This window comes from Streptomyces ureilyticus (genome assembly GCF_011045025.1).
Taxonomy (GTDB): Bacteria; Actinomycetota; Actinomycetes; order Streptomycetales; family Streptomycetaceae; genus Streptomyces; species Streptomyces ureilyticus.
In genome coordinates, this window is the sequence record NZ_JAAKZX010000068.1 from 32,832 (window position 1) to 43,929 (window position 11,098).

General features: G+C 70.2%; 11 protein-coding genes. 1 reads left to right on the forward strand and 10 read right to left on the reverse strand.

What is annotated here, in order from left to right; translation table 11 throughout:
* Window positions 1–117 precede the first annotated feature (117 nt).
* Window positions 118–690, forward strand: a complete 573-nt coding sequence (locus tag G6048_RS21880) for a MarR family winged helix-turn-helix transcriptional regulator (protein WP_165341274.1) — start codon at window positions 118–120, stop codon at window positions 688–690.
* Between the two features lie 8 nt (window positions 691–698).
* Here G6048_RS21880 and G6048_RS21885 read toward each other — a convergent pair whose 3' ends face one another.
* From G6048_RS21885 to G6048_RS21930, 10 genes are all read right to left on the reverse strand, one after another.
* Window positions 699–1,424, reverse strand: coding sequence for a gamma-glutamyl-gamma-aminobutyrate hydrolase family protein (locus tag G6048_RS21885; RefSeq protein ID WP_165341275.1), 726 nt, complete (start codon window positions 1,422–1,424; stop codon window positions 699–701).
* Window positions 1,421–2,911, reverse strand: coding sequence for an aldehyde dehydrogenase (locus G6048_RS21890; protein WP_165341276.1), 1,491 nt, complete (start codon window positions 2,909–2,911; stop codon window positions 1,421–1,423). Before G6048_RS21890 ends, G6048_RS21885 begins: the two co-directional genes overlap by 4 nt.
* 204 nt (window positions 2,912–3,115) lie before the next feature.
* Window positions 3,116–4,585, reverse strand: coding sequence for an APC family permease (locus tag G6048_RS21895; protein ID WP_165341277.1), 1,470 nt, complete (start codon window positions 4,583–4,585; stop codon window positions 3,116–3,118).
* Window positions 4,586–4,769: 184 nt separating this feature from the next.
* Window positions 4,770–5,429 carry a TetR/AcrR family transcriptional regulator gene (locus tag G6048_RS21900; protein WP_165341278.1) on the reverse strand — a complete coding sequence of 220 codons (660 nt, stop codon included), beginning with the start codon at window positions 5,427–5,429 and terminating at the stop codon, window positions 4,770–4,772.
* Between the two features lie 25 nt (window positions 5,430–5,454).
* Window positions 5,455–6,300: a fumarylacetoacetate hydrolase family protein gene (locus tag G6048_RS21905; RefSeq protein ID WP_165341279.1), complete on the reverse strand. Its 846-nt coding sequence runs from the start codon at window positions 6,298–6,300 to the stop codon at window positions 5,455–5,457.
* Window positions 6,301–6,314: 14 nt separating this feature from the next.
* The gene (locus G6048_RS21910) at window positions 6,315–7,241 is read right to left on the reverse strand and encodes a 3,4-dihydroxyphenylacetate 2,3-dioxygenase (protein WP_165341280.1); all 927 of its coding nucleotides are present in this window, start codon (window positions 7,239–7,241) and stop codon (window positions 6,315–6,317) included.
* A complete protein-coding gene (locus G6048_RS21915; RefSeq protein WP_165341281.1) occupies window positions 7,234–8,694 on the reverse strand; it encodes an aldehyde dehydrogenase in 1,461 nt (486 codons plus the stop codon). Before G6048_RS21915 ends, G6048_RS21910 begins: the two co-directional genes overlap by 8 nt.
* A gap of 134 nt (window positions 8,695–8,828) precedes the next feature.
* Complete coding sequence (locus G6048_RS21920) at window positions 8,829–9,641, reverse strand: acetoacetate decarboxylase family protein (protein WP_165341282.1); 813 nt, start codon at window positions 9,639–9,641, stop codon at window positions 8,829–8,831.
* Window positions 9,642–9,651: 10 nt separating this feature from the next.
* On the reverse strand, window positions 9,652–10,860 hold the full coding sequence (locus tag G6048_RS21925) for an NAD(P)/FAD-dependent oxidoreductase (RefSeq protein WP_328826625.1): 1,209 nt from the start codon (window positions 10,858–10,860) through the stop codon (window positions 9,652–9,654).
* Between the two features lie 5 nt (window positions 10,861–10,865).
* Window positions 10,866–11,054, reverse strand: a complete 189-nt coding sequence (locus tag G6048_RS21930) for a ferredoxin (protein WP_165341283.1) — start codon at window positions 11,052–11,054, stop codon at window positions 10,866–10,868.
* Window positions 11,055–11,098 lie beyond the last annotated feature (44 nt).

Below are 11,098 nucleotides of genomic sequence, written 5' to 3' on the forward strand. Positions count from 1 at the left end.
GTGGCACCGGAAGAGTGGCCGAGGGCCGGCACCGCCCTCGGCCACTCTCTTCGTACAATTTGAGGCCGAACGGTCAATGCAGTACGACGCAGTACGAGGCAGTACGAGGGAGCGCCCGTGCCCGGCCAGCGATCCATCACCGAAGCCGAGAAGCTCGCCGCGGCGAAACTCGGCGGCATCCCGATACGCCGGGATCAGATGGCGGCCGTGGCCAACATCTACCGGGCCGCCTCCGCTGTGCGCCAGCACCTGGAGAACTCGGTGCTGCGTAGCTCCGACCTGACCTGGACGGCGTTCGTGGTGCTGTGGGTCGTATGGGTGTGGGGCGAGTCGGAGACCCGGCACGTGGCCGAGGAGGCGGGGATCTCCAAGGGGACGCTCACCGGTGTTTCCCGCACCCTGGAATCGCGTGGGCTGCTCCGGCGGGCCGGTCATCCGTCGGACGGCAGGCTGGTCCTGCTCAGCCTCACCGACGAGGGTGAGCGGCTGATGCGGCGGCTGTTCCCGGAGTTCAACGAGGAAGAGGCGTTCGTCACCGGGCAGTTGACGGACGAGGAGTGCCGGAACCTGGCCGAGGGCCTGCGGAGCGTAGTGCTGCAGGTCGAGGAGAACGGCGAGGAGCGCCGCCAGTCACTGCTGAACGGCGCCGAGCCCGCTCCCCGCCGCAGCGGCCGGCGCCCGAAGGGCTGAGAGCCCCCTCACTCTGAGCTTCCGCGGGCCGCTCGCACGAGCGCCGCGAAGAGACCTTGCTGGGCGGCGTCCTCGTGCGCGGTGTCCTCGGGGTGCCACTGGACGGCGGTGAACCAACCGTGCGCTCCGGGGAGTTCAAGGCCTTCCGGGGTACCGTCGGCCGCCCGTGCGGTGACCTCCAGACCCTCACCGAGACGGTCCACTCGCTGGTGGTGGTAGCAGGAGGCTTCGGCCTTCTCCGCTCCGGTGGCCTTTTCCAGCAGCGTGCCGCGGCGGATCGACACCGGATGAATGAGGTGCCGGTGTTCGCCCCGCGGACCGCCCATGTCCTGTTCCAGGGTGCCGCCCTGGGCGACGTTGACGACCTGCATGCCCCGGCAGACAGCCAGCAGGGGCAGGCTCAAGTCCAGGCTCCGGCGGGCGACTTCGAGGTCGAAGGCATCCTGGAGGTCGTCGACGTCGTAGACGCTTTGGTGCGTGTCGGTGGCGCCGTACCGGTGCGGGGCGAGGTCGCCGCCGCCGGGGAGCAGGACCCCGTCGAAGCGAGCGAGGCGGGCCGCCGCGTCGGTGTCGGAGGGGTCGGCCGGGTGGATGCTCACGGGTTCGCCGCCGGCCCGCCACACGGACTCGATCAGGGCGCGGGCGTTGACTTCGGCGGCGTAACGCAGTGCGGAGGTGGTGGCGGCGAAGCGGGCCGGGATCGCGATGAGGGGCCGCGCGGGTGTACGGGTCACAACTGGATCCAGGTGGTCTTGAGTTCGGTGTACTTCTCGATGGCGTGGACGGATTTGTCCCGGCCGTTGCCCGACTGCTTCATGCCGCCGAAGGGGACGGTCAGGTCGCCCTCCTCATAGCAGTTGACCCATACCGTGCCGGCCCTCAGCGCTCGCGAGACCTTGTGCGCGGTGGACAAGTCGGAGGTCCACAGGCCCGCCGCCAGGCCGTACTCGGTGGCGTTGGCCAGCCGTACCGCTTCCTCCAGGTCGTCGAAGGTGAGCACGGACAGGACGGGGCCGAAGATCTCCTCGCGGGCCAGCCGCATGCCGGGGTCCACCCGGTCGAAGACGGTCGGTTCCAGGTACGTGCCTCCCGTGCCGGTGAGGATGCGGTCGCCGCCGGTCCGCAGCCGGGCGCCCTCGTCAATGCCGGTGCCGATGTGGTCCCGTACGCGGCTCAGGTGGGCCTCGCCGGCCAGGGCGCCCATCTCGGTGGCCGGGTCGAGGGGGTCGCCGACCCGCAGCTTCCGGGCGCGCGCCACGACGGCCTCGACGACGCGTTCGGCGATCGAGGAGTGCACCAGCAGCCGGGAGGGGGCGGTGCACATCTCGCCCTGGTTGAAGAAGATGCCCCAGGCGGCGGTGGCGGCGGCCTTCTCCAGATCGGGGGCGTCGGGAAGGACGATGTTGGGCGATTTGCCGCCGAGTTCCAGCCAGACGCGCTTGAGGTTGGAGTCGGCGGCGTAGTGCAGGAAATGACGGCCTACGGCGGTCGAGCCGGTGAAGGCCAGGACGTCGACGTCGGGGTGGAGGCCGAGGGCGCGTCCGGCGACCGGCCCGTTGCCGTTGACGACGTTGAGCACCCCCGGCGGCAGCCCGGCCTCGGTGGCGATCCGGCCCAGCAGCAGTGCGGACAGCGGCGAGTTCTCCGACGGCTTCAGCACGACCGTGCAGCCTGCGGCCAGCGCCGGGGCGATCTTCCAACCCACCAGCGTCAGCGGGAAGTTCCACGGTACGACCGCGCCCACGACCCCGGCGGGCTCCCGGGTGACGAGCGCGAGGGCGTCCGGCGCGGTGTGCGGGGACTCGTCGGTGAGCTTGTCCGCCAACTGCCCGTACCAGCGGAAGGTGTTGATGACGGCCCGCAGCTCGATCGCGTACGCGTCCGTGATCGGCTTGCCCATCTCCAGGCTGACGGCGAGCGCGAGCGTCTCGCGCCGCTCCTCCAGCAGATCGGCGATCCGCACCAGCACGCGGCCCCGCTCGGCGGGTGCCAGGCGCGGCCACGGACCGGCGTCGAACGCCCGGCGGGCGGCGGCCACGGCCGCGTCCACCTCGGCGCTGCCCCCGTCGGCGATCCGCGTCACGACCTGGCCGTCCCGGGGCGAAACGGCCGCGAAGGTCCCTCCCCCGCCGTCCTCCTCGGCGCCGTCGATGTGATGGGCACCGGATACCTCGAAGGTCTTGGCGCGGCGCAGCCACTCGTCGTGGGTGATGTCCGGCATGCGTGGCCTCCAGCTCACAGCGGTTCTTATCATTTGATTTCAAGCGATATGAGTCGCAGGGCCCTCTGAAAGCCCCGACAACTCCTCACGGCGACCCAGGAGAGCCGTGCCCGTGCGGTCCGGCCCCGGTCGGGACCGGACCGCACGGGCGCGCGTACGCCACCGGGGCAGCCTCCTGGCCGTACGTCAGCCGACGACGGCCGCCTACCGCATGTCAGAGTTGACGACCGCCGCCTTGCCGCGCGTCAACCGGGCCGCGATTACTCCCGCGACCAGGACGGCCGGGACGGTGAGCTCCAGCCAGACGGCGGTGCTCTGCTCGCCGCCGATGAGCGTGGTGAAGTTCTCGACGATCAGCCAGATCGCGCCGACGATGCCCAGGGCGCCCAGGGCCGGGGCGATCAGGGTGTTCCAGGGCCGGGCGTCCAGGCGTTCCCGGCGGAAGAAGGCGATGACGGAGACCGAGGTCAGGAAGTACAACAGCATGATCCCCAGGACGGCCACTCCGCTGCCCCAGGAGAACAGGGTCAGGACGGGGTCCTTGTCGGCCAGCGCGAAGGGGATCACCAGGAGGACGGCGACGGCCGTCTGGACGAGGCCTGCCACGCCTGGGGAGTGGTGACGGTTGATCGACGTCAGCCTTTGGGGCAGCAGCCCGTCACGGCTGAGGGAGAACAGGTAGCGGTTGGCGGAGTTGTGGAAGGCGAGGATGCCCGCGAAGAGCGAGGTGGCCAGCAGGATGGGCAGGACGTCGTTCACCCAGGTGCCGAACTGGTCCGCGATGGGCGCGAAGACGAAGGCAGTCGAGTCGCCGCTCTCCAGGGCTTTGCCGGCGGCCGCGGTCGCGCTCGAGGCGCCGTAGGCGGAGATCAGCATCCAGGAGGCGAAGGCGAAGAAGCCGGTGACGAGGGCGACGGCCAGATACGTGGCTCGGGGCACTGTCCTGCGGGGTTCGCGTGCCTCCTCGCCGTAGATCGCGGTGGCTTCGAAGCCGATCATCGAGGCGACGGAGAACATCAGCGCCACGCCCGGGGCCCCGTCGAGGGCCGCCCCCGGCGAGAAGGACTGGCTGAAGCCGAGGCCCTCGGGTCCGCCGCCCTGGACGAAGGTGACGAGCGCGAAGGCGCTGAGGATGCTGAACTCCGCCAGCACGAAGACCGCCAGCACCTTCGCTCCCATCTCGATGCCCGAGGCCCCCAGGACCTGGACGATCGCCATGGTGACCAGAACACACACCCACCAGGGCACGTCCACCCCGGTGTGGTGTGCCAGCAGTCCGCTCACGGTCGCTCCGTACAGGCCGTACATGGCGGCCTGGATCGCGCAGTACGCGAAGAGCGCGACGCCTGCGCTGCCGGTGCCGACGTGCCGGCCGAGACCCTTGCCGATGTACGTGTAGAAGGCGCCGGCGTTCACCACATGCCGGCCCATGGCCACGAAGCCCACCGAGAACAACAGGGTGATGACCCCGGCCGCCACGTAGGTGGCAGGGGCGCCGGGTCCGTTGCCGAGGGCGACGGAGAGGGGGACGGCGCCCGCGACGCCGGTGAGCGGTGCCTGGGCGGACAGCACGAAGAAGAGGATGCCCAGGACGCCGAGGGAGTTGGGTTTGAGCTTGCCTTTGGTGGAGGCGTCGGGCGCGGTCTGGTTGCCGACCGCTGTCTGACTGTCCACTCGGATCACCTGCCAGAGAAGGAAGAGGGTCGTTTCAGGCCAAACGAGTTGCCTCATCGTGGGCGGGAACTATCCGTTTGGCAAGGGGGTGCTCCGGGATTTCCGCCGGAGTTGTCCTCAGCACGTTTCCGGGCAGCACGAACGAGGCCCAAATGCCCGGCCGGGACGGCCCGTTGGACCTTGCCTAGCGATCTGCCGAGCCGCTGTCGCCGTCAGCTTCGGCTTCGGCTTCGGCTTCGGCTTCGGCTTCGGCTTCGAGGAGCCGGAGCAGGTGGCGTAGCTCCTCGACGGCCGCGTCGGTGGTCTCGGGCTCGCCGAAGACGAGCTGGTGCAGCACGATCCCGTCAAGGGCCGCGAAGACCAGTCGGGTCAAGGGGTGGCCTGCGTCGTGGGGCAGGATCCGGGACAGCTCGCGCTTGGTGGCGTCGAAGTAGGCGTCGTACAGCGCGCGGATCTGCGGCAGCAGCTCCGGCCGGCGCCGGGCCTCGAGCAGCAGCTCGTACTGGAAGGCCTGTATGTCCGGATCCGCCGTGACCATCTCGGAGAGCCCGACCGAGAAGTCGGCGACCTTGCCCGTGCCTGGTTCGAGCGCGCTGGTGCTCAGCGAGGTGCGGATCGCGTGGGCGAGCGCCTCCTCGATCAGTGCGTCCCGCGAGCCGAAGTGGTGGACGACCAGCCCGTGCGTGGTCCCCGCCTCCTGCGCGACGGCGCGGTAGGTGAGCTTGCGCAGCCCGCCCCGCGCCACGACCCGCACAGCCGCGTTGAGCAGGGCCTCGCGGCCCTCCCCGTAGTTCATGCGCCTGCGCGGCTCACGACCCTCGGGCTGCTCGGCGGACTCCGTCATGCTGGTGACCCTACCGCCCGGCCGTTCACCGCTCGGGCGGACGGATGCCACGGAACTCCCAGTCGCCGCCGAGCGCCGTGGACAGCACCTCCTCCGATTCGGTGGGCCGGGCGCCGACGTCGGTGCGGATGGGGGTGGGGCCGGTGACGACGTGGTTGGTGAGGCGGCCGAGGCCCTCGACCTCGACCTCGACGACATCGCCGGGCTGGACGGGCCGGGAGTTGGCGGGAGTGCCGGACAGCAGCACGTCGCCCGGGTACAGGGTGATCGTGCGGGCGATGTCGGCGACGAGGTAGTGCATGTCCCACTTCATCTCGTCGGTCGAACCGTCCTGGACGACCTCGCCGTTGACGTACGTGCGCAGCCGCTTGCCGTGGAAGTCCCAGTCGGTGACCAGCCCCGGGCCGAGCGGGCAGAGGGTGTCGGAGCCCTTTACCCGGAGCATGGAGCCGGCGTCGGTGTCGCGGAAGTCGTGCAGGCCGTAATCGTTGGCGACGGTGTAGCCCACGATGTACTCGCCCGCCTCGGCCGGCGAGATGTTGCGCGCCGTCTTCCCGATGACGATGGCGACCTCACCCTCGTAGTTGAGCCACTTGCAGCCCTCGGGGCGGACGATCGCGCCCTTGTGCGCGTTGAGGGCCGAGGTCGGCTTGTGGAAGTAGGTGGGTGTGTCGGGGAGTTGGATCTGGAACTCGTCGACGCGGCTACGGTGGTTGAGGTGGACCGCGATCACCTTGGAGGGGACGACCGGGGGCAGGTGCTGGGCCTCGTCGGTCTTGACGCGGCGGCCGTCACCGGCGACGAGTTCGTCACCGTCGACGGTGACCTGGACGGCGGCGCCGTCGAGCAGGATGCGGCGGTATTCGGGCATGGCGGTACTCCTCGTCAGGACTGAGCGGCGGGGGTGGGCAGGCCGTTTCCGGTCCAGCCGTCGGCGGGGCGGTCGAACCACAGGTGGACCTGGCCGGTGCCGACGGAGTTCTCGTACTCGCCGTACTGGCGGGCCTTCGCGACGCACGCCTGCTCGCCGAGCGCGCCCGCCATCATCAGGTAGTGGAAGAACTTCGCCTCCGGCTTGACCTTCCAGAACTCCCCCATGGTGTCCAGGACCTTGTCGTGACGACCCTCCTTGAACCAGGCGATGCGTTCGTAGTCGGCCTCGCGGGCTTCCGGCGTGCGGATGTGCACCGGATCGCTGGCCTCGTGGTCGCGGATCTCGCGCAGCGGCCAGAAGGTATGCGACAGCGCGCCCGAGGCGATGAGCAGGACGCGTCGCCCGGGGGTGGCGGCGATACCGTCCGCGAGCGCACGGCCGAGGCGCAGGTGGTCCTCCATGTCGCCGGTCTGGCAGACACCGATGGTCACCCACCGCTTGTCCGGGAGCCCTTCGCCGAGGAACTTCCACAGGTTGATGGTGGCGTAGTAGATCGGCAGGTAGTCGTCGTCGATCGCGGTGATCCAGGTGCCGTGCTTGTCGGCGAACTTCTCGATGTTGCGGGCGAGTTCGGGGTCGCCGGGAAAGTCGTACGGCATCCGGCACATGCCGCGCGGCAGCTCCTCGGAGGTGAACAGGCCCGCGCGCCGTTGCTGGGCGGTGACGACGAACTCGACGGTGGTGGCCCAGTGGGAGTCGAGGACGACCACCGTGTCGTAGTCGTCGGCGGCACCGCGCTCGAAGACGTCCTTACGGAGCTGGTGAAGGCCGGTGACGAGGGTGATCTCCTTGCCCTCGTTCAGCTCCAGCCGGTCCGCTTCCGGGAGCACGATGGTGGGGACATGGGCGAGCAGGCCCGCCCCGACGATCTCACCCATGGTTGTTCCATCCGTTCGGGGCCGTGACCGTGTTCTTCAGGTCGCAGTAGAAGTCGAAGCTCCAGGTGCCGCCCTCCCGGCCGACACCGGAGAGGCGGGAGCCGCCGAAGGGCGCCTGGAGGTCACGTACGAAGAAGCAGTTGACCCAGACCGTGCCCGCCACGAGCTGGGCGCTGACGCGTTCGGCGCGCTCGTGGTCGCCGGTGGCGAGGGTGGCGGCGAGCCCGAAGCGGGTGCCGTTGGCGAGGTGGACGGCTTCTTCCTCGGTGGCGAAGGTCTGGAGGGTCAGTACCGGTCCGAAGACCTCCTCCTGGACGATCTCCGAGTCCTGGGCGACATCCGTGAGGAGCGTCGGCGCGTAGTACTGCCCCTCCTTGCGGTACCCGCCGATGACGACGCGCGCCCCGGTCTCCACAGCCCGCCGCACAAAGCCGTCGATCTTCTCCAGCTGGCGGGAGTGGATGCTGGGCCCGATGTCGGTGGCTTCCTCCCGCGGGTCGCCCTGCTTCAACCGCGCCGTCTTCTCCACGAAGCGGCGGGTGAACTCTTCGGCGACCGGCTCCTCGACGAGGATGCGGGTCGCGGCGAGGCAGACCTGCCCGGCGTTGTCGTACTGCTCCACCGCGAGGTCGACGGCGAGGTCCATGTCGGCGTCGGCGAACACCAACAGGGGTGATTTGCCGCCGAGTTCGAGGCTGAGCGGGGTGAGGTTCGGCGCGGCGGAGGCAGCGATACGACGCGCCGTCGGCACCGACCCCGTGAAGCTGATCCGGCGTGCGTCCGGGTGCGAGGTGAGGGCGTCGCCGATCTCGGCGCCGTAACCCTGGACGACGTTGAGGACACCGGCCGGGAGCCCGGCCTGGGCCGCGATGTCGGCGAGCAGCGAGGCGGTCAGCGGGGACCATTCGGCCGGCTTGAGGATCACGGTGTTGCCGGCCGCCAGGGCCGGGGCGACCTTCCACGTGGCCAGCATGAGCGGCGCGTTCCACGGGGTGATCAGCACGGAGGGGCCCGCCGGGTCCCAGCTCACGTGGTTCGTGTGGCCTCGCGTCTCGAAGTCCTCGTGGTCGAGCCTCAGCAGCCAGTCCGCGAAGAAGCGGAAGTTGTGGGCGACGCGCGGCATGACGCCCCGCCGATGGGAGCGGAGCAGGGCGCCGTTGTCGGTGGTCTCGACGATGGCCAGCTCTTCGATCCGCTTCTCGACGCCGTCGGCGATGGCGTGCAGGATGCGGGCGCGTTCGGCGCGGGGGGTGGCGGCCCAGCCGGGGAACGCGGCCTTCGCGGCGGCAACGGCGGCGGCGGCTTCCACCGGGGTGCCGCGGGCTATCTCGCCGAGGACGCTTTCATCGATCGGAGAGAGGTCGGCGAAGGTGTCGGCGGAGGCGACGCGTCGACCGCCGATCCAGTGCCGGGTGTCGACGGAAACACCGGCGACGGTGATGAGGTCAGACATGAGAAAGGGCTCCATCTAAACGAGGGTTCTTTTGGGGTGGGGGAGCGCTCCGACGGGGCGCGGGGCTGTATCGATATGCGGCTCCGCCGCGCGGGCGCGACCAGCCACATACGCCCCGCAGCGGGCCACAAACCTCACCCGGCAAACGCTCCCGACGTACCGACCTCCAGCAGCCGCCCGCCGTCCCAAACCACCCCAACCTGCCGGTAGTACGCGGCAATCGGCTCCCGGACCTCCAACCGCGCCAGCTCCTCCGTAGACGCCTCGAACAACTCCAACTCGGCCTCGCCCACCCACGGCTGCCCGCCCTCGAACGACGCCGCCCCGGACTCGATCAGCTCATCCAGAGCAAGCCCCTTGCCCTTCTCAATGGACGGCAGCCACCGGTGATGCACCATGGGATGCCCGTTGACGAACCCGTTCGTCTCCGACGGCTCCCGCAACGTGACCACGGCCTGGGCCAACCGCCGGTCGGCTGCCGCGAGCGTCGCCCCGAACCGGGCACCCGCCTCAACCCGCGGAGCGGGCCCGTACGGATGGGGCCGCGTCTGATGGATGGACCCGAGCTTCTTCGGATACCCCTGATGCAGCCCGCGCGCGATGGCGAAGTCCTTGTCGACCCAGATGTACACGCACCGCGAATACGTCTGCCCCCGGAACTTGCAGCGCACGACGGCGAAGGCCTCCTTGTACTGGGACAGCACCGGATCCAGCAGCTCCGCCCCGGACTCGGAGCAGGACTGCCAGTCGGCCCAGATCAGCGCTACCGCACCCGGGTCCTCGTCGGCCAACTCCAGCGGCTCGGGCAGCAGTTCACGCACCCGCGAGGGATCCGTGCGGTACTCGACGGTCAGCAGATCACCGGAGTAACGCCACGGCGGCGACGGAATCAGCGACGAGGCACCACTTGCCGTCTTGGGATGGAAGTAACCACGGAGACTGGCCACTTGGAGCTCCTTACGCGGTGAGGGCGGGCTGCTTGAGCAGGTGGGCGCGATACTTGGCGGCACCCAGGGCGGCCGCGTGGCCGCCGAGCGCGACGACGCCGACGAGTCGACCGCCGACGTGGTAACCGACGAGGACGTCACCGTCCGGCTCGCCGTCCAGCACTCGCACGTCTTCGCGGCCAAGACCGGGCGCCCCGAACGACTGGAGCCGGAAGTCGTGCTGGTCGCTCCAGAAGGTGGGCAGCGGCGCGAAGGGCGCCAACTCCACGGCCCCACCGGCCAGATGAGCGGCCAGCGTCCTCGCGGCGTGCTTTGCGGTGTCAGTGGGGATCGACCAGTGCTCGACCCGACGAGGTACGCCGTCGTAGCGGGCGTTGGGGAAGCGGGCGACGTCGCCGACCGCGACCACCTCCGGATGGCCGCCGGCCCGCAGGTGCTCGTCGGTGAGCACGCCGTCGGACAGGTCGAGCCCGTTGCCCTGAAGCCACTCGGTGTTGGCGACCGAGCCGACCGACTCCACGACCACGTCGGCGGGCAGCACGGAACCGTCGGCGAGGACGACACCGGTCACACGGTCGTTGCCCTCGAACCCGGCGACTCCCGTGCCGAGGGCGAAGCGCACCGCCCGCTCCTCGTGCCGCTTCAGCAGCGCGCGGGCAGGCAGTTCGCCCAGCGGGCCCACCATGGGCAGGGGCAGCGGGTCGACGACGGTCACCTCGCGAACGCCGAGTCCTACGGCCGTGGCGGCGACCTCGCAGCCGATGAACCCGGCACCGACCACGACGACACGCGTGCCGGGCCGGGTCAGTTCGGCTCGCAGGGCCTGCGCGTCGGCGAGCGTACGGACCGTGTGGCGGCCGGCGAGCGGGCCGGGGCAGCGCAGCCGACGGGGCCGCATACCGGTGGCGACGACCAGACCGTCGTACGTGAGGGCCGATCCGTCGTCGAGTTCCACGGTCCGCTCGGCGAGGCGGGCCGCGACGACTCTTGCGCCGAGCCGCCACTCCACATCGGCCGTCGACGCCTTCGGCGTGAAGGCCAGCGACTCGAACGGCGCCTTCCCGGCCAGCACGTCCTTCGACAACGGCGGTCTGTTGTACGGCATATGGGGCTCGTCCCCGACGACGGTGATCGCGCCGGTCCAGCCCGCCGCACGCAGTTGCTCGGCGGCGCGCAGGCCGCCCATCGAGGCGCCGGCGACGACGATGCGTCCGGTCACGGTGCTCAGTCCTCGATCCGGATGGCCTGCAGCGGACACACGTCCGCGGCCTCCTCGACCTCGTCGCGCAGCGCGTCGTCCGGATCGGAGACGTACGCCAGGTGGCCCGCGTCGTCCAGCGAGAAGACGTCGGGGGCCGCGAAGACACACTGGCCGTGGTCCTGGCACTTGTTCATGTCGACGACGACCTTCATGGCCGGTCCTCCAGGGGGTGAGGGCGTCGGAGCAGGGCGGGGAG

Bases quoted from the DNA above. Each gene is read 5' to 3' on its own strand.
- G6048_RS21890 (WP_165341276.1), bottom strand. From the start codon at position 2,911: ATGCCGGACATCACCCACGACGAGTGGCTGCGCCGCGCCAAGACCTTC.
- G6048_RS21900 (WP_165341278.1), bottom strand. From the start codon at position 5,429: ATGACGGAGTCCGCCGAGCAGCCCGAGGGTCGTGAGCCGCGCAGGCGC.
- G6048_RS21905 (WP_165341279.1), bottom strand. From the start codon at position 6,300: ATGCCCGAATACCGCCGCATCCTGCTCGACGGCGCCGCCGTCCAGGTC.
- G6048_RS21910 (WP_165341280.1), bottom strand. From the start codon at position 7,241: ATGGGTGAGATCGTCGGGGCGGGCCTGCTCGCCCATGTCCCCACCATC.
- G6048_RS21915 (WP_165341281.1), bottom strand. From the start codon at position 8,694: ATGTCTGACCTCATCACCGTCGCCGGTGTTTCCGTCGACACCCGGCAC.
- G6048_RS21930 (WP_165341283.1), bottom strand. From the start codon at position 11,054: ATGAAGGTCGTCGTCGACATGAACAAGTGCCAGGACCACGGCCAGTGT.